The following is an 18,116-nucleotide window of genomic DNA, read 5'->3' as shown; positions in this document are numbered from 1 at the left end:
TACACCCTCCCGCCCCCAGCGCTGGAAGGCATGTGGACGGCACTCTTGGAGCCGAATCGCCGGGGCAGGTCTTTCCATTTGGCGCCGTGGTCCAACAACCGGAAGATGCCCGCCACTGCCTTGCGCTTGTCGGTTCGGGGGCGGCCGTCCCCGGGGTTCTTGGGAGGATCGGCAATACGTGCGCAGAACCAATCCAACAGTTCATCGGTCAGTCGCACCACGACCGCAGGTTACTTTGTGATCGCCATATAAACTCAAGCCTTTGGAATAGGTTCTAGGGCGTCGGGCTGGACTTGGGCGAGCGAGCCGGGATCGGCAGTGGCTTTAGCCTCTCCACCCGATCCTCGACGTTTTAGACCGTTTGGGCAGTCCAGAGTCGGACCACGCAGATGCGGCACAGCAACCCAGACAGGAGGTGCTGGGCCTGTCACAGGCTAAAACCAATCCAACAGCCTGTCTGTAAGTTTCAGCACGACTGCATGATCGCTAAGTCACAAATGCTTGTCTATGGTTTTGGGACAGGTTCTCGTGTTCGTCCCTTCCTGGTAACATTCCGCAAGCGGTCAACAGTGGCTTTTCCATCACGTTGTGGTGCGTGTTTCTCACCTGGTCCAACCGGCTGCAAGCGTGGCGTTGGACTCTACGCCCAGCTTGTTGGCGTTGCAAAAGCTGCAGCAGGGTGAAACTACTGGAAGAGCCGTTGCACAAACTGCCACAGGTTGTTCCGCCAGTGTGTCGGGTCGTGGCCATATCCGTCAACGTGCCAGATGTGCGGCACCCCTCTTTCCTTCAGGAAGGTATGCACCCCTTGGCTGATCCGGATCAAACCGTCATTTTTGCCGCAGGAAAGATACAGCAGCTTCAGTCTTTGCTTGACGGCTTGCGGGTCGGGCACCAGTTGCGCCGGCGGCTTGGTATTTGGTGCGGCGGAGAAGGCTCCCACCCAGGCAAAAGTGTCCAAGTGTCCCAGGCCGATGTTCAGGGCCTGGCCGCCGCCCATGGATAAGCCTGCAATCGCCCGGTGCTCCCGGTCGGCCTGCACCGAATACCGCGATTCAATGGCCGGGATGACGTCGTCCAGCAACTCCCGCTCGAAGAGGGCGAACGCCGGGGCTGTGGCCATGGGGTTGGGGCCGGGCCGGTCGTCTTTCTGGGCACGGCCATTGGGCATCACCACGATCATCGGCACGGCCTTGCCGTCCGCGATCAAGTTGTCCATCAACACGTCCACGGTGGCAAACCGCTGCCACTCGGTCTCGTCGCCGCCGATGCCGTGCAGGAGGTAGAGCACGGGATACCTTTTATCGGGCGAGTAGCCCGGCGGTGTATAGACCTGCATCCGCCGCCTCGTGCCGACGGTCTTGGAGTCGTATTCGATCATCTCCAGCTTGCCACGGGGGATGCCCTCGCCCCTGGTTGTGATGCCGGCCGGCGGGTCGTCAAAGGCCGGCTTGTCGTCCGGCCCCAGCGTGATCGGTCCACCGAATCCACCCCGACCGCTTCGCCCGGCCGGGCCTGCGGGCGCAGCGGGAGCGGGCGTCGGTTCACCGGCAACGAAAGCTGCAGTGGTTGCGGCGCCGGGCGTGCCAGTGCTGGTGTCGCCGTCGGATTGGGGGATGATTTCGATCGCGCAGATTTGCGGGTTCTCGATTTTCGGTGTGAACGTAATCCTGATCTTGCCGTCGGTGACTTCGACGGGGACCGTCTCGATATAAGCGCGCGCAAAGCCCCCGGCTTTGACCCACGGATCGAAGTCCTTGAACTCCTTGCCCTGGACGTTGAACGAGAACACGCGCTGGCCCGGACCGGTGATGCCCTCGAAGGTTTCTGCGAAATGCAGCTTGACGATGTATTTGCCGTTGGGCACCGGCCAGGAGAAGGACTCCATGCTGTAGCGTTCCGCCCGGTAGAGGTCAGGCGACCTGGTGTTGGCGATCTCGAGGTCAGGCCGCTCGATCGTTTGCCCACCCTCGAAGCCCTGATCGGGCATCCAGACGTTCCCTTCGGCATCTTTGACCGGCTCGAATCGCCCGGCCTTGATCCGGATTGTTCTCGTAGCGGGCGCCGGGGTCGGGGTGGCGGTCGGAGCCGACGCATCGCGCCGGGCCACGATTTCCTCCCGCGCAAATTCGCCGACCTGCCGCGTGAACCGGATTTCGTTGCCGTTGGCCGAGAGCTTGCCGGTATAGGTGATGCGAATCTCTCGGTCCCCGAAAGTGAGCAGCTCCACAAACGAAATCGTGTCGCCCTCCACCTTGCCTTCTGTTAACTCGGCTTCGCGGGTGCGGTCGCCCACCTGCGACTTGGCTTTGCCCGTCAGCTTCGTTCCCTCCTGCTTGAAGGTGAACGTGTAGTACTGCTGGCCGATGAGTGAGTCGAAGTCGGTTTTCCAAGTGCCGGTGACATCGACCGCGCTGGGCCTCGCCGCAGGCGTAGGGACGGCAGCAGCGGGTGCCGATCCGGCCCCGCTCATCGCATACATCTCGTGCGACGATGTGAATCCAGTAGGCCGGTCTTGGAACAGGAGCTGGGCAAAGGCATGCAGACTGCGCCGCCAGCTTTGCCACTCGTGGCCCGTGTTCGGAGACACGTAGAAGAAGGCATTCACCCCGGCGGCTTTCAGGGCCTCGGTGTTTGCCTTGGGGTCGCCGCCAAAACTATAGCGACCGCTCTCCAGTTCACGGCTGCCGTAGCTGATGAACACCACCTTGACCTTCTGCTTGAACGCCTCCAAGTCCGGTATGTCCGAAGGGGCAAGGCTCCCGCCGCTGAAGATGCCGATGTGCGAGAACTTGTCGAGATTGGCCAGTGTAATCATCCGGGTCTGCATGCCGCCCATCGAAAGGCCGGCCATGGCTCGGTTGGGCTGATCGGCCAGAGTGCGGAAGTTGGCGTCAATGAAGGGAATCAGGTCGTCCAGCAACACATTTGAGAAGGCGCTGAAGTCGAACAGCCGTCCGCTCGGGCCCCGCCCAGCCAGAGGCGCGTTCGTGCCGCGCGCCGGGGCGGCGTTGGTGGATCGACCCGCCGCCGGTCCACGCCCAAGCCCGAACGCACCCGGCACATAGCTGTTGGCCATCACAATGATGAACGGCTTGGCTTTGCCTTGGGCGATCAGGTTGTCCATGATCAGGCCCACTTTCCCTTGGTTGGGCCAGCCGGTCTCATCCTCACCGCCGCCATGTTGCAGGTACAGCACCGGATACCGCCGGGTCGGGTCCTTGTCATAGTCGGGCGGCGTATAGACAAAGCAACGGAGGACCGCATCCGCGCTCTTGGAGTAGTAGAGGACCTGCCGCAACTGGCCATGCGGCACATTTTTCAGCGCATAAAACTCTTGGTCCTTGGCGGGCACCTCCACGCCGCTGCCCCAGCGACCGCCGCCGTAGAAATACAAGGTCCCAGGGTCGGGCACACCCGCCCCATCGATCACAAGCTGGTAGTAATGGAACCCTTCGTCCAAGGGGCGCGTGACCCCCACCCAAGCGCCGTCCTCGCCCTTGCTCAGCGGGTATTTGGCGCCGCCCAGAAAGTCCAGCACCACACTCTGCGCCTGGGGCGCCACCAGACGCACACGCATGCGGCGCTCGGAGTTGACCTGAGGATACTGTTTGCCAGGCTGGTTCAGCGAGGAAGGCTCGAAATCCTCCAAGACCGGCTGCTCCATTTGCGCCAGGCACCAGGCGCCGTTCAACAGCGCAAGAGCAACGAGTGTCCATTTCAAGGGGCTTGTTTTCATGGGCTGGTTCAGGGTTTATGGGGGGTGGCAAGGCCGAGAGACCGGACCAGCTTGGGGGTAAGCCGCCACAGTGCCAATCTCGAAGCCACCACGCCCCGGTCAGTTGGGCCGGGAGCGGCCGGGCACGCTGTAGGTCGCTCGCGACCAGGGGCACCAAGCTCATCCCCCGAACATTCACGCACAGCCATCTTTTTGCCAGCGCTCGCCGACGGTCAAGCACTCTGATCCATGGCTTGCCGAGCTGTCCAGGGCTATTTCATCTGCGTGGCCCAGAGGGGTCCGAGAGCGCCGTGCGCTCCGATCAAAAACTTCCGCCGGGCCCCGGCGCGCCGGAAAACCGCATGTCCCGGCGCCGCAAGCCCAGCCAGAGGCGGCCGTCCGGCCGGTTGACTCCCCGGTCCGCTACGAGCCATCGCCAAAGGGCCGACCACCGGCCCCTTCCACCACAGCCTCGCACCTCCAAAGCCACCTTGCCCCCTACGGCCCCCGGATGATCAACCGGATCATCTGCCCCACCGTCAGACACCGCCGCCAGCTCGGAAAACTCCGCGCCCGCGTCCTGCCACGGTCCTTCCGCAGCTCAAAAAGCCCCAGCACCACATTCCGCAACGTCGCCATCACCTGCGCACGATTGTGTCCCCGGATCCGGCAGGCATCCTCTCCCAGACTCACATCCCGCCGGTAGTGCGACCCATTCTCCATCGCCGCCCAATGACCCTGAATGAACCCCAGCAACTGCGCCGCCGTGTACTGACCCGGCGCGACACTGCTGCAGTACCAGGCGTATTCCACCGACTCGCGCATCACCCTGCCCCGCCGCACCAGCTGCTGCCACCGCTCCACCAGAATCAACAGCCAGCAGCCGCACAAACCGATCTGCTCCGGACTGACCACCACCGTCTGAATCCGCCACCGCACCAGCCGGCCCTGTTCCTTGATCCAGCCGGTGTCAGACTCCGGGGGAAAAAACTCCCGCGGCAGGCGCCGTTGCGCCCGCTCCGGGATGCTGCTCTGGTTGCCTTTGAGCCCCCACAGATCGTCAGCCCCCAGTTCCTGCGTCACAAACGCACCGGACCCCTGCTGGCAGTGCATCGCATCGCCGCTGATCAGGCTGCCCTCCCAAACCCCGCAGGCAGCTGCCGCAGCAGCGGCTGCAGCGTCGGAATCTCGTTGCTCTTGTCCTCGATGCGCCTCTGGGCCAGCGTCAGCCGCAGCCGATGCCCCACCAGCGACAGCAACTGCAACGGCTTGCCCTCCCCGCCGCCGCTGCCCCGCAGACACTTGCCGTCCAGCGCCAGCGCCTGCAGCACCGACGGCTCCCGGCCCAGCATCCACAAACCCACCAGCCGGTCAAACTCGGCCGGATCCACCCGGTCGATCACCCGCAAGAACGTACTGGCGCTGGGGCCCGGCACCGGCCGGTCCTGCGGTTGCGCCGCGCCCCCAGGGCCCGCAACTGCGCGTGGCTGAGCTTGCGTGCCACCTCGGCAAAGCCCTCGTAGGTGCCGGCCCCCGTCAACAGCCCCACCGCCGCACACCCCGGCACAAAGGCCTGGGGATGCTGCAGACCATGCCCCCGGCGCCGGTCCTTCAACTGCCGGAACAACCCCCACAACGAACCCAGCTGCCCCACCCGCAGCAAACACGGCCCGCTGAGCTTCGGCTCATGCACGGCCAGGGCCGCAGGCAGACGCAGCCGCCGCAGCAGCTCCAACGCCCGGGGATGCAGCGGCCGCAGGTACAGCTGCTTGGACCGGCCATGCTGCAGGTAATAGTCCCGGCTGCTGCGGCTGTGGCCGGCCGTCAGCCCCACCGGCTCAAACCCGCAGGCCCGATAGCAACTGCCCCGATACCGGCTTTCGTCCACGAAGCTCTCGACCAACAGCACCGGATACCCCCAACGGGCCTGCCCGTCCCGGCTGAGCCGCTTCAGACACAGCCCCGGTACCCGCGAGGCCAGGTTGGGATGGCGACCCCGATCGGGCAGGACCAAAAAGCGGCTGTTGTTGACCACAAAATGCAGCCGCCGGACCCGTTGGCGCGCAGTCCGGCCGATCTTCCGATCCCCGGGCTTTGACGTGCGGGGCCGCCCCGCTGAAGCTCAGCAGGGCCACCCACTGGCCATCGAGCTCGGCCACGTAGCGGAGACTGCGCCCGCCCGGGCGGCAGTAGTGGAGGTAGTGATGTTTTTCAAGCAGCTGGTCGAAGCTGAGACGTTCGCTCTCTTCGATCAACCGCACGCGCACCCGACGCAGCCAGGCCTGTTCGGAGCTTGCCGAGGTTCGGTCCATGCCCCAGTGGTGCCAGAAGGGGGCCGGCAGGTTTGGCCTTTTTCGCAACCTCCTTCCTCCCTTCAGCCACTTCCACTCTCAGATGAAACAGCCCTGAGGCGGAGGGCCCAAAAAGCCACACCCGTACCTTCAAAGGCTCCGGGCCTGTCCCCACCTCTGTGACACGTCCGTGTCCTCCGCTCCTCGGTGGTATTCTTTGAGTCATTTCCCCTGCATCTGTCACTGCCACCACTGATATTCCTTAATGGACCACCACCACCGCCTCCCCCACCCGAGTCTCACAATCGACCGTCGCCACCTCGGGGCGAACACAACGCCGACACCCAAAAGCATTCGTGGAGCCGATGCTACCGCTGCGGTTTCCCAAGTTGCCCCCGCGCGACGACCGCTCGCATACCCTGTCCCGTACCATGCCCTGGAAGAACCGCTGAATCGCCCTTTTGGACCCGAAAGGTCGAGGCAGATCCTTCCATTTGTCTCCGTTGTCCAGCAGCTAGAAGATCCCGGCCTGTGCTTTGCTTTTGTCGGTCCGAGGCCGCCCCTGGGGTTCTTCACAGGATCCGCAATGCGCTCGCAATACACGTGGAGCATGCACGCATAAGTCTCAGCCCGAGCTGATCCTACCACCTCACTTGTATGCATACAGACATGTACGCGTAGGCCTTGCTCTGTTCGCTGAGACTAGCGCTGCGCTGCAGCGCTTGGCCTTGGCTATGATCACACCATACAGCGCCTTATACCGATTCGGGACCTCGGCCTGGAGCACTTCAAACATTCTTCCAGGTCATTCGCCTTGAAGCGATCGGATGTTGCAGGAATATCCGAACCACGACTGAGATGTCGTCGCTACATCACCGGCTACCCGACGTCAGCGAGTTTCATGGTGTGTCAGCGCCACGTTTTAGACCCAGCCTGTGGAATTAAGGCGGAATCGCGAGCCGGTTGCTCCAATTTCCCCCAGCCTCAAACACGCGCCTCAGTTCCGTACGGCCCAGAAACTCGACGGACCCGTCCAAGAATACAATGTACCCCCTCTCCCCATGAAGCCCCTTTGTCGCGTCCCACCATGCCTCCTTCATCGCCTGGCGGACATTCAGATTCCGGTCTCCAGTTAGAATCCAGCGGCTTGTCCATGAACCTGACAGATGGGCTACCCGCCAAGCATCAGTCGGTGGGTTCAGACTCAAGAAGTACGATACATTGGTGTCGGACAATGTCTCTCTTTTGCCAGCTGCCCGGAATTTGTCTGTCGGGCACACAAGATGCTGCAGGATCCCTTCGTTCTGAGCGATTGCCCGGAAGTGCACCGCCGGCCCGTCACCTCGCTCAGCCAGCTCACATGTGCCGCTCTCGTTCGTTGACACTCGCGTGACAATGCCGTGCTCAGAAGCGAAGAGGGAATAATCCAGATAAATCATTTTGAGGTTGTAGATGCAGCTGGTAGGGGCAGCACGCGCCCACTTTTTCGCCAGTGGAGGCACAACCACAACCAGCACCACGAACGCAGCCCAGCCAAGAGCGATTACATCAATTGCACGAGGTCTCATATGAAGTTCCCTGCGAGATGCGGGCCAATTTGTAACAGCTACGTCATCCCTCGACATCCTTGCTCCCGGCAAGGGCCTTCACAGGCCTGTGCCGGTCACATTCCCCGACACCCCTGCCAGCGTTCTCGGTGTTCAGGAGGAAGCATCTCGGGCATGCCGTCGCTGCAGCGCGTCCAGTACTTGGTCTCTATCGTGCGTGCCAAGTAAGGGTATTCAGCCCGAAACTCCGCAGGCGTTTGAATACCGCGCCACCAATCAAATATGATTTCCCGTCAGCGGCCGTCGCGATAGTACCCCACGCAGATCACCACTTGATGATCCAAGCGTTCATCTTTGGGGTCCTCGGCAGGTTTGTAATGATTCCGCTCTTCAAGATAGCACTGCCAACACCTCGGTGTCGGCACCAAGTAGTCAAGCACGTCCATGCTTGAATTCTTGCAACTGGCTCGTCCTGACCCGTAGGGAGGTGGCCAAGACGGTGTGATCCCAAGTGCCTTTGCTTCGCTCACGGCTTCGCCATAGCGACTCTGAAGAGTTTTCTCCCCCAGCTTCACCATCGTCTCATCGCAGCAGCACCGTTCACGAGGTGGCAAGGCATGTCGCAACGCGGGAGCTGCAACGCCGCTGGCCAAACCGAAAAGGTCGATCATGGCCATCGGATCGTTATTTGAGAACGTCAAGCTTCCACAGTCCGCTGCCCTGGAACACATCGGGCACTCCTTTTTTACTCCCCGCGTGCTCCGTTCATTCCCAAAGTGTGGTGCCGATAGCTCGACCAGAGGATCCCTGCTCAACCACCGACCCAAGGCAGGGCTATAGGCCCCGTATTCGTACAGGACCAGACCGGTGAAGTCTTCGATGCGTTTGGTGCTGAAGCGGAAGGGATTGGTACGGGCCGCAGGACCGCTCAGACGCAAGGGCTCGCCAAAGGGACCGTATTCGTAGCGGGCGGTTTCAGAGCCGGTGGACGCAGAAATCAGGTTCCACACGTTCCCGTTGCCGTCGTAGCAGACGAAGTGGGTGCCTGCCGCAGGTCCAGTGGCAGCCCGAACCCAGAGAAGACCACCTACTCCGCCGGCGCCGTCGAGGGTCTCAGACAGCTCCAGGCCCCAGATGTACGCACGCACCAAGCTGTTGTTGGCGGCATGCAACTCCGCCACATGCCGGCCGAACAGCACAGGATCGCTCACGAACTTCAGGTCCTCCACCACCTGCCAGACCCCGTTGCTCAAGGCGTACGAAGTCTGCCGCACCCGCCGACCCTGGGCGTCGTACTTCCAGTCCACCCGACGGAAGCTGGATGAAGGACCCGCCACGGTGATCACCCTCGTCAGCCGGTTCTCAGCATCCCAACTGTACATCCACCGCCCATCCCGCACAAGGTTCCCGTCCAGGTCGTGGATCAGCAGCTCCGGCGTCTGCGCGGCAAAGGCCGATCGGGTCTCCGACTGCACCCGGTCCGGCTGGCCCCGCACCACGCCCAGGTTCGTGATCACCACCCAGACCGATCCCGTCGCGTTGTTCACCAACGCCTCACCGTACCCGTACCGTCCCTGCTGAATGGCCCGCGCCCATTCGTTGCCCCCCCACCACAACGTCACCGTCGCCGTGTCGGCGCTCCAGCAGCGTCGGTGGCGGCCACCCACTCCGGACTCGTTGGAGGGCCGGTTCTGCCATGGCTGCGTCTCTCATCCGGGAAGGCAAGGGTCCATTGCGAAGACCACCGAGCGTACCGTCTCAGGTTTGCGATCTCGCGGAGACTTCCTGGTTTGGTTGGGTTGGCGGGGCATTTGAAGGTCTCCGGGTTCACGGCACGTCGCGATGGGGGCGCGCCTTTGTTGCCGCCCCTTGCGGCCACACATATTGGGCCCGATCAGCCGGGCAGGTTTGAGGGCGGGCTTTGCAAGGTGGCCTGTCCGGAGAGATGAGGCGGAATGCGAGGGGCTTTTCCTCTTCTCGAATCTCACGGATCCGGGATCGGTCCCGGGGGCGGGGCGTCGAGTGTGGTGCCGGCGAGGCTTGAAGGCGCTCTGCGTCGCGCCCCGTGCTGTTGTCGGGCTCCCAAGCGGCCCGGGATGTTGAGGGCGGGGACCTCGTGCCTGGTGCGGTGCAGGAGCGACTAGATCCGCTTGCGTCCGCGAGGTCCCAGCAGGGCTTCGCGCGATGCCGGAGGAAGCCGGGCCCGGGGGCTTGATCGTGGCCCGGCGTGCGAGCGGTTCGAGGCAGGGCGCCGTGCAAGCTTCGGTTTTTCACCTGTTCTTTCTTCGGGTAGGAGCCCGGCCCCGACAAGGGATGGTGTGGATTCGACAAGAAAAGTTGTGCTTTGTGCTTGATATCAATACATGTGGTAGTCTTATGACACTGCCGCTCTCCGAGTCTGTGTCCGCGGTGGCGATGATCGGGAGTGCGGACGGGTCTTGGAGCAGGTGGTCGCGGCAAGAGGCGATGGTGTGTCGTCGGCCGCGGGTGGGGTGTCAGCTTCGACCCGATTCCCGGTAGGCAGGCTCATGGAACGAGCGTCGTTGTCTTCGTCACGGCCCGGCTTGCGGGGGTGGTCGGTGGCCCTCGCAGGCACGGGGATCAACCTTGCGCTGGGGGTTCTCTACACATGGAGCCTGTTCAAGGGCGCCATCGAGCAGCAGTTCGGGTGGAAAGGGGAGCAGCTCAACGATCCGTATGCGCTCTGCTGCCTGGTGTTTGCCTTTACGATGATTGTGGCGGGTCGCTGCCAGGACCGGTGGGGTCCGCGTGCAACAGCCACGCTGGGCGGCCTGCTGGTGGGGGCGGGGATGGTGTTGGTTTCCACCACGCAACACTATCCGCTCTGGCTGCTGGGGTTTGGTGTGCTGGTGGGGATGGGGATTGGTTTTGGATATGCCTCGGCCACGCCGCCCGCGTTGAAATGGTTCCCGCCGGACAAAACAGGCCTGGTTGCGGGTTTGGTGGTGTCCGGGTTCGGCCTGGCGCCCGTGTATCTGGCGCCGTTATCGCAGTTTTTGCTGGGGAGGTTCGGCCTGCAGCGTTCGATGCTGATCCTTGGTGTGGGGTTTGTCGTGATGGTGTGTGGGTTGGCGCAATTGTTGGTGAATCCGCCCCCGGCGCCATCCCAAGGGATCCCGGCGGGCGGGGGCTCGAGGTCGCGCCCTGCGGCGACTGCAAGCGCTTCGCCCGGTGAGATGCTGCGGCAGGGGCGTTTCTGGTGGCTGTGGTTCCTCTACTTCGTGGGCGCGGGTGCGGGTCTGATGGTGATCGGGAGCATCAGCGGGATGGCCAGAAAGAGCATGGGCGAATGGGCGTTCGTGGCGGTGGCGATTCTGGCGGTGGGCAATGCGGCGGGGCGGATCCTGGCCGGAGCGTTGTCGGACCGGCTGGGGCGCCGACAAACTCTGACGCTGGTTCTCGGGTTGCAGGCGTTGTTGATGTTCGTGGCCATACCAGTGACGGGTGGTGCGGCCGTGCCCGGTTGGTTGGTGGTACTGGTGGCTGCGTGCATGGGTGCCAATTACGGGGCGAACCTGGCATTGTTTCCCTCGTTCTCGAAGGACTTCTGGGGGTTGCGCCATTTCGGGATGAACTACGGTCTGCTTTTCACCGCGTGGGGCGTGGGCGGGCTGGTGCTGCCTCGGCTGCAGCAAATGCTCACGGCACACAGCGGGGGCAGTTATGGGTCATCATTTCTGACTGCGGGCGTGCTGCTGGTTGTGGCGGCGCTGTTGACAGTGCGCGTGCCGGCGCCGGCGCCGGCAGGCACGCGGGCGGCTGCCTGAGTGGGAGGGTGGGTTTGGCGCGGTTTTTCCGGGACAAGGGCTGGAAGGGGTATGAAACGCATGATCCACAAACCCGGCATCCTCCTGCCCGGTTTACGGGTGAACGCCACCGGCTGGTTCACCGCGGTGGCGGGAATCACGTGGCTCGGGATGGCTGCGTGTGAGGCACTGGCGGGCTGGCAGCCGGCCTCCAACGTGACGCTCCGGGCCGGTTTGACCGTTCAGGAGCTGTACGATGACAACGTGTACATTCTGGACACCGCACCGGCGCCCGGTGTCACGGCTCCACAGGGGCTCACCGTTGGTCAGGCCAGGTTGGCGTCCTGGGTGACCTCGGTGACGCCCTCTGCGACTGTGGCATGGGAACCGTGGGACCTGTTCCGGCTGAGCGCATCCTATGCGCCGGAGTTTCAGTGGTTTCACAATGCGCCTTCGGAGGATCATGTGGCGCATCGGGCGACCTTGAGCGTCGGGGGCCACCGCGACCGCTTTGTGTGGGACTGGCGTCATCAATGGCTGGGGATCGATGGCAGTCATCTGGGGCCGGTCACGTTGCGGCCCGGGGATTGCCGGGCCATTGGCGGGATTCCGCTGCGGGACCGGCGCGACGCGGTGGTGTACCGGACGCAATGGCGCGCGACGGTGCCGGTTGATGGCGGGTTTGTCCGGCCGGTGGCAGCGTTGTACGTACACGACTTCCGGACCGATCAACGGCCCAACGCCGAACCTTCCCGGTACTTGTATGACAATTTCATTGACCGATGGGACGCCCAAGGCGGGTTGGATGTCGGCTGGCCTGTGGAGCAGAAAGGCCACTTCCTGATCGGATACCGATTCGGCCACCAGCATCAGGGCGAACTGCTCGGAAAAGAGAGCCCTTATTCCAACGATTACCATCGGTTCCTGGTCGGGTTCGAAGGTGTGCCGGCGTCGTGGCTGAAACTGGCGGTTCTTGCCGGGCCGGACGTCCGCGACTGGGACGAGCCTCCGGCGGCCTTCCGTCAGAGTGAACTCCTGTACTGGGTGGACGCGACGGTGACGTTGCTGCCCACGGCCCGGGACACGATCACCCTCCGGGCCGTGCGTTATGAGCAACCGGCCTTCACGAGCCACAGTGTCTACGAAGATATTCTCTACCATGCAAGCTGGCACCATCGGTTCACGGAGTCGCTCACGGTGGCCGTGAGTTTGAGCCTTTACATCGGCGACTGGCAGGCCCCTGCGATGCGGGAAGACTGGATTTACACGCCGGGCGTCGTGGCGCGGTACCGACTGGACGAGCACTGGGAGGTGGAGTGCAGCTACAGTCACGACACGGCGGTCAACCGGGTTTCGACCCGTCTTGCGCCCTACGCGGAGGGGCGGGAGTACAACCGGAATCGCGTGGGCGTTTCCGTCCGCTACAGCTACTGAAGGGGGCGCGACCGCGCGGGCCGGGAAGTTCGGCGGGTCGGTTCGGGTGCCGCCGGAGGCCGGGAACAGCGGGCCACTGTTTTTTTCAGGGGTGGGGAGGCCGGTTCGGGGCAGTCATCCTCAGGCGCGGCGGATGGGCCTGCACGGAGCGGGGCGGGGGGTGTCAGGCGCGGGCGGCGGCCCGCCCATGGCGACGATCAGGCCGGGAGGGAAAGGCGGCAGGCAGTGCGCGGCCGGCCCGGGTCGCGTTGACCGGGCTTGGACGTTTGTGATAAGCTGCGATGCTGCGAGGCCGGCGTATGGCTTCTTTGTTGAATCAGCCGGTGTTGGTGTTGAACCGCCTGTGGCAGGCTGTGAATGTTTGCTCGGCGCGGCGGGCTCTCACTCTGCTCTTCCAGGGGCATGCCCAGGCTGTGCTCTGCCGTCCGGATGGGACGTATCAAACCTTCAATTTTCGGGAGTGGAGCGATTTTTCGCAGGCGGAGCCGGATCCGGACAGCATTTCGACGGTGAGCTTCCGCATCCGCATCCCGCGGATCATTCTGGTGCTGTTTTTCGACCGGGTGCCCAAGAAGGAGGTCACGTTTACGCGGCACAACATTTTCGAGCGCGATCAAAACACCTGCCAGTATTGCGGCCGGGTGTTTGACCGGAAGGATCTCAACCTCGACCATGTGATTCCGAAGGATCGGGGCGGTCCGACGACGTGGGAGAACATCGTGTGTTCGTGCATCGAGTGCAACACGCGCAAGGGCAACCGCACGCCGCAGGAGGCGGGTATGCGGCTGATTCGCAAACCGAAGAAGCCGCGGTGGCGTCCCTTTTTGCACATCACGGTGGGTTTTCAACACCACGAGAGCTGGAAGCACTTTATTGATCTTGCCTACTGGAACGTCGAGCTGGGCGAGGACAAGGTCTGACGCGGCGGGGCTGTCGCGGGGTGGCGGTGGTGCATTCAGGGAAGGGTGACGGCCGGCGGGGCAAACCGGGCAAGGTCTGCGACCCGGGCGGCATGGATCAGGAACGGGTGGAGGTCCGGGCTGCTTCGATCATTTCCCAGAAACGGGGGTTTTCCTGGAGGGCTTCGTCTTCGGGGACCTTCAACCCGGAGCGGAACAGGAAGTCTTTGAGTGTGTGGCGGTTGAGGATTCGGTGGACGAGCACGCCCAGCTCGTGGCGTTCGAAGTAGACGCGGTAATCGCCGAGGCGATAGCGGTGGAGGATGCGGCCGTCGCGTTCGAGTTTGCCGAAGGCGTCCAGTTCGGTTCCGATCACCTGGCGGGGCAGGCCGCGGAATTCGCCCAGGATCTGCAGCTGGAGGTCTCGCGGCATGCGCGCCAGATCCGCGGCGGCGGCCGGAGTGAAGATGATCTGAAAGGGAGTCATCGGTCTGAAAAGGAGTTGGCGGCGCGTACGGGAATCGAACCCGTCTTTCGGCCTTGAGAGGGCCGCGTCCTGAACCGATAGACGAACGCGCCAGCCTGTCAACCTGGGAGCATCCTATCCGAATGTGCGCAGATGTCAACGGCCGGGTGGCTGCTGCGCCTGCCGGCCGGGCGCTCCGGCGCAGGTTTCGGCGTGGCGTCGGGCCGACCGGCCCGGTACCCTGCCGTGGGTTTATGAAAGCGCGAACGGGGTCGGAACAGTGGTTTGCCATTGCGCAGCGGTATCTGGTGGGCGGCGTCAATTCGCCCGTGCGGGCCTTCCGCGCGGTGGGGGGAACGCCTTTTTTTGTGGAGCGCGCAGAAGGGTGCCGGGTTTGGGACGTGGATGGCCATGCGTACATTGACTACGTGCTGACCTGGGGTCCGGCGATCCTGGGCCATGCGCATCCGCGGGTGGTGCGGGAGGTGCAGGCTGCGGCGGCGCGTGGGACGAGTTTCGGCATTCCGCATCCGGGGGAGGTGCGTCTGGCGGAGGTGGTTTGCCGGTGTGTTCCCTCGATCGAGAAGGTGCGCCTGTGCAACTCGGGGACGGAAGCGTGCATGACGGCGGTGCGGTTGGCGCGCGGGTTCACGGGCCGGGACAAGATCATCAAATTTGCGGGTTGCTATCACGGGCACGTTGACTCGCTGCTGGTGAAGGCCGGCAGCGGTGCCCTTACGTTCGGGCACCCGGACAGCGCGGGGATTCCGCAGGATTTCGCGCGGCACACGATCGTGCTGCCGTACAACGAGACCGAGCCGGTGAAATCGGCATTTGCGGCGCATCCGGGGGAGATTGCGGCGATCATTTTGGAACCGGTTGCGGGCAATGCGGGTTTGTTCGTGCCCAGGCCGGGATGGCTGGAGTTTTTGCGTGAGATCACGGCGCGGGAGGGTGCACTGCTGATTTTCGACGAGGTGATGACCGGGTTTCGTGTGGCGCCCGGCGGCGCGCAGCAGCGTTACGGGATCCGGCCTGATTTGACGACGTTGGGCAAGGTGATCGGGGGCGGGTTGCCGGTGGGCGCGGTGGGCGGACGTGCCGAGATCATGGATTGTCTGGCGCCATCGGGCCCGGTCTACCAGGCCGGCACGCTGAGCGGCAATCCCCTGGCCACCGCGGCGGGCCTGGCGACGCTGGAGGAATTGGGTGTCGTGGCGCATCCGCCAGAGGACAATCCGGTGTATCATCGCTTGGAAGAACTGGGCGCGGCGCTGGAGCAGGGGTTGCGCGAGGCGGCCCGGTCGGCCGGAGTGCCGCTGACGTTGAACCGGTGCGGTTCGATGTTTGGGCTGTACTTCACGGACCGGCCGGTGTGGAACCTGGACGATGCCATGACCAGCGATCGCGAGCGGTTCCGGCGTTTCTTCCACGGGATGCTCGAGGCCGGGGTTTATCTGGCTCCCTCGCCTTTCGAGGCCGGTTTCCTTTCCACGGCACATGGTGAGGCCGAGGTGGAGAGCACGGTCCGGGCTGCCGCGGAGGTGCTGCGCCGTGTCTGAGGGTGGCGGTTCTTTGTCCGGTCCGTCGGGTGGGTTGACTCCGGGCAGGGTCCCGGCCCGGGAATCGTCCGCGCCCGCGCGCGATGGTGCAATGGAGAACGGGGCCCGTCCTGCCGCGGCTGAAGCTGCAGGGGCGCAAGTGCGGGGCTGGCGGGGTGTGCTGCCGCACGAATGGTTGTTCGGTGGGTTTCTGGGCATTCTAGCGCTGCGGCTGACTCTGCGGGGGGGCGCGGCGGCCGGCTGGTCGCTCGTATTCTGGGCCTGTCTGGCCGGGAGCATGGCCGTCATCGCCTGGGCCGGGCGGAGGCCGACGCGGTTTCGGTGGTACATCCGGCTGTTGTACTACCCGGCGATCATGGGGATCAGCTTTTATGCGATGGAGCCGGCGGTCCCGCTGTTGGGGCCCAAGAAGGACGCGTGGCTGCTGGGCTGGGACCGGCTGTTGCTGGGGGAAACGCCCGCGGTGGCCTGGGAGCAGTGGGCCTGGCCGTGGCTGGAGGATCTGGCCATGGGCGGATACCTGTTCTTCTTCTACTACCTGGTGGCCTCGCCGGCCTGGTACGCCGTGAAGGATCTGGCGCGGTTCCGGCAGTGCATCGTGGGTTTGTTCACCCTGTATGCGCTGGGTTTTCTGGGTTACACGATCCTGCCTGCGGGCGGGCCGCACCGGTTTCTCGAGTTCGATCGTCCCTTGCAGGGGGTGTGGTTGCTGCCGCTGACGTTGGACATGGTGAACGACGGCAGCAACTGCGTGGATGTGTTCCCCAGCATTCATTTTGCGGCCACGCTGTATTTGTTGCTGTTCGACCGCCGATACCATCGGCGGCATTTCTGGATCGCGCTGGTGCCGTGCGTGGTCCTGTGGTTCTCCACGCTGTACCTGCGGTTTCATTATTTCGTGGATCTGCTGGGTGGCTTGGTGGTGGCTGGAATCGGCTGGTGGACGGCCCGGCGGTATGCCCGGTCGCGTCAGGAGGCGGCCTGGGGGCGGTGGACCGAGCTCGTGGAGGCAGGGCGACCGGCCCGGCAGGGGCCGTAGGGGGCAGCCCCGGTTTCTGCCGCGTGCAAGCCCGAGGCGGGCCGGGACCGGGCCCGGCCGCGCGGGGTGGGAACCGGCAGTGGCAAGGGGTCGTGCAGGGGGCGCGCGGGTTTTCGAGATTGTGCGTGCGCAGCGGGGAAGGGGTTTCTAAGCTCGGGCCGCATTCGCATGCAAGAGGCACTTTTCGGACCATTTGCCGCGGTACGGCCGCGGCCGGAACTGGCAGCGCGCATCTGTGCGCCGCCGTATGATGTGGTAACAACGGAGGAGGCCCGGCAACTGGCCGCGGACAATCCGCTGAGCTTTCTTTGGGTGAGCCGGCCGGAGATTGCGTTTCCGCCGGGAACGGATCCGCAGGCCCCGGAGGTTTATGAACAGGCCCGGGCCCGGTTCGAGCAGATGCTGCGGTCGGGGGCATTGTACGAGGAGGAGCGCCCGGCCTATTATGTGTACCGGTTGTGTTCGGGCGGGCACGAGCAGATTGGCCTGGTGGCGGTGGCAAGCTGTGAGGCTTATCTGCGCGGGGAGATCCGCAAACACGAACTGACCCGGCCTGACAAGGAGGATGATCGCACCCGTCACATCGAGGTGTTGGACGCACAGACCGGGCCTGCGTATCTGGTTTATCGGGCGCGACCGGACCTGGACGGGTACTTGCGGGAACGCACGGCAGCGGCGCCGGAGGTGGATTTCGAGGCTCGGGACGGGGTGCGGCACTCGATTTGGACGGTGGGGGATCCGGAGGGGATGGCCCGGATACGCGCGGCTGCTGCGGAGATCGGGCGGCTGTACATTGCGGATGGACATCACCGGACGGCTGCAGCCGTCCGGGTGTATCAGAACCGGCGGGGTGCGGGTCGCAGCGCGTTTTTTCTGGCGGTGTTGTTTCCGCACGATCAGCTGCGGATTCTGCCGTATCACCGTCTCGTACGCGACTGGGGCGGGACGACCGAGGCCGAGTTTTTGCGGCGGCTGGGAGAGCTGGGCGATCTGGGGCCGGGCAACGGGCGGCCTTCGCGGCCGCACGAGGTGGACGTGTTCACGGGCGGGCGATGGCATCGGCTGCGGTTCCGGGAGGTCCCGGATCCGTCCGTGGACGCCGTGGGCGCGCTGGATGTGAGTCTGTTGCAGGGGCGTGTGTTGGGGCCGTTGTTGGGGATCGTGAACCCGCGGACGGATGCGCGCCTGGAATTTGTTGGGGGCGTGGCGGGGCCGGAGGGCTTGGAAGCCGCGGTGCGGGCGGGTCGCGCCGTTTGCGCGTTTGCACTGTATGCGACGCGGATGGAAGAGTTGCTGACGATTGCGGACCGCGGGGAGATCATGCCGCCGAAGAGCACGTGGTTCGAACCCAAGCTGGGGGACGGCCTGTTCACTCACCGGTTGTAGGACGGGG

12 protein-coding genes, 1 tRNA gene and 1 pseudogene are annotated in these 18,116 nt (G+C 64.1%); 6 read left to right on the top strand and 8 right to left on the bottom strand.

The genetic code is table 11. From position 1 onward, the window contains the following. From ACPDIX_RS14515 to ACPDIX_RS14490, 6 genes and pseudogenes are all read right to left on the bottom strand, one after another. A partial coding sequence (locus ACPDIX_RS14515) for a transposase (protein WP_423432522.1) occupies window positions 1-218 on the bottom strand: 218 nt, incomplete at its 3' end. Between the two features lie 467 nt (window positions 219-685). Beyond that, complete coding sequence (locus ACPDIX_RS14510; protein ID WP_423432521.1) at window positions 686-3,739, bottom strand: alpha/beta hydrolase-fold protein; 3,054 nt, start codon at window positions 3,737-3,739, stop codon at window positions 686-688. 477 nt (window positions 3,740-4,216) lie between these two features. Then, entirely contained in the window at window positions 4,217-4,801 is a 585-nt protein-coding gene (locus ACPDIX_RS14505; RefSeq protein WP_423432520.1) for a hypothetical protein, read from the bottom strand. Window positions 4,802-4,845: 44 nt separating this feature from the next. After that, entirely contained in the window at window positions 4,846-5,121 is a 276-nt protein-coding gene (locus ACPDIX_RS14500) for a hypothetical protein (RefSeq protein WP_423432519.1), read from the bottom strand. Beyond that, window positions 5,118-5,798 (bottom strand): annotated as a pseudogene (locus ACPDIX_RS14495) (Druantia anti-phage system protein DruA); the annotation flags it as partial. The gene ACPDIX_RS14500 and the pseudogene ACPDIX_RS14495, both read right to left, overlap by 4 nt. A gap of 2,051 nt (window positions 5,799-7,849) precedes the next feature. Beyond that, on the bottom strand, window positions 7,850-9,178 hold the full coding sequence (locus ACPDIX_RS14490) for an RHS repeat domain-containing protein (RefSeq protein ID WP_423432518.1): 1,329 nt from the start codon (window positions 9,176-9,178) through the stop codon (window positions 7,850-7,852). A 906-nt stretch (window positions 9,179-10,084) separates the two neighbouring features. Here ACPDIX_RS14490 and ACPDIX_RS14485 point away from each other — a divergent pair. From ACPDIX_RS14485 to ACPDIX_RS14475, 3 genes are all read left to right on the top strand, one after another. Continuing rightward, entirely contained in the window at window positions 10,085-11,344 is a 1,260-nt protein-coding gene (locus ACPDIX_RS14485; RefSeq protein ID WP_423432517.1) for an L-lactate MFS transporter, read from the top strand. Window positions 11,345-11,395: 51 nt separating this feature from the next. Further along, window positions 11,396-12,757 (top strand): hypothetical protein, encoded by a 1,362-nt coding sequence (locus ACPDIX_RS14480; RefSeq protein ID WP_423432516.1) that lies wholly within the window; start codon window positions 11,396-11,398, stop codon window positions 12,755-12,757. 299 nt (window positions 12,758-13,056) lie between these two features. Then, entirely contained in the window at window positions 13,057-13,677 is a 621-nt protein-coding gene (locus ACPDIX_RS14475) for an HNH endonuclease (RefSeq protein ID WP_423432515.1), read from the top strand. 97 nt (window positions 13,678-13,774) lie between these two features. Here the strand turns inward: ACPDIX_RS14475 and ACPDIX_RS14470 are convergent, their stop codons facing one another. Both ACPDIX_RS14470 and ACPDIX_RS14465 read right to left on the bottom strand, forming a co-directional pair. Next, window positions 13,775-14,143: a type II toxin-antitoxin system RelE family toxin gene (locus ACPDIX_RS14470; protein WP_423432514.1), complete on the bottom strand. Its 369-nt coding sequence runs from the start codon at window positions 14,141-14,143 to the stop codon at window positions 13,775-13,777. A 16-nt stretch (window positions 14,144-14,159) separates the two neighbouring features. Further along, window positions 14,160-14,235, bottom strand: a tRNA-Glu gene (locus ACPDIX_RS14465). A 141-nt stretch (window positions 14,236-14,376) separates the two neighbouring features. Here ACPDIX_RS14465 and hemL point away from each other — a divergent pair. The 3 genes from hemL (at window position 14,377) to ACPDIX_RS14450 (ending at window position 18,109) form a co-directional block, all read left to right on the top strand. Beyond that, window positions 14,377-15,684: a glutamate-1-semialdehyde 2,1-aminomutase gene (gene hemL, locus ACPDIX_RS14460; RefSeq protein ID WP_423432513.1), complete on the top strand. Its 1,308-nt coding sequence runs from the start codon at window positions 14,377-14,379 to the stop codon at window positions 15,682-15,684. 91 nt (window positions 15,685-15,775) lie between these two features. Then, window positions 15,776-16,723: a phosphatase PAP2 family protein gene (locus tag ACPDIX_RS14455; RefSeq protein WP_423432512.1), complete on the top strand. Its 948-nt coding sequence runs from the start codon at window positions 15,776-15,778 to the stop codon at window positions 16,721-16,723. 168 nt (window positions 16,724-16,891) lie between these two features. Beyond that, a complete protein-coding gene (locus ACPDIX_RS14450; RefSeq protein ID WP_423432511.1) occupies window positions 16,892-18,109 on the top strand; it encodes a DUF1015 domain-containing protein in 1,218 nt (405 codons plus the stop codon). Window positions 18,110-18,116: the final 7 nt, after the last annotated feature.

It is taken from the genome of Limisphaera sp. 4302-co (genome assembly GCF_049537155.1).
Lineage (GTDB): Bacteria > Verrucomicrobiota > Verrucomicrobiia > Limisphaerales > Limisphaeraceae > Limisphaera.
This window is presented reverse-complemented; position numbering and strand designations above follow the sequence as displayed.

Bases quoted from the DNA above. Each gene is read 5' to 3' on its own strand.
- ACPDIX_RS14455 (WP_423432512.1), top strand. From the start codon at position 15,776: ATGGAGAACGGGGCCCGTCCTGCCGCGGCTGAAGCTGCAGGGGCGCAA.
- ACPDIX_RS14480 (WP_423432516.1), top strand. From the start codon at position 11,396: ATGAAACGCATGATCCACAAACCCGGCATCCTCCTGCCCGGTTTACGG.
- ACPDIX_RS14450 (WP_423432511.1), top strand. From the start codon at position 16,892: ATGCAAGAGGCACTTTTCGGACCATTTGCCGCGGTACGGCCGCGGCCG.
- ACPDIX_RS14470 (WP_423432514.1), bottom strand. From the start codon at position 14,143: ATGACTCCCTTTCAGATCATCTTCACTCCGGCCGCCGCCGCGGATCTG.
- hemL (WP_423432513.1), top strand. From the start codon at position 14,377: ATGAAAGCGCGAACGGGGTCGGAACAGTGGTTTGCCATTGCGCAGCGG.
- ACPDIX_RS14510 (WP_423432521.1), bottom strand. From the start codon at position 3,739: ATGAAAACAAGCCCCTTGAAATGGACACTCGTTGCTCTTGCGCTGTTG.
- ACPDIX_RS14475 (WP_423432515.1), top strand. From the start codon at position 13,057: ATGGCTTCTTTGTTGAATCAGCCGGTGTTGGTGTTGAACCGCCTGTGG.
- ACPDIX_RS14485 (WP_423432517.1), top strand. From the start codon at position 10,085: ATGGAACGAGCGTCGTTGTCTTCGTCACGGCCCGGCTTGCGGGGGTGG.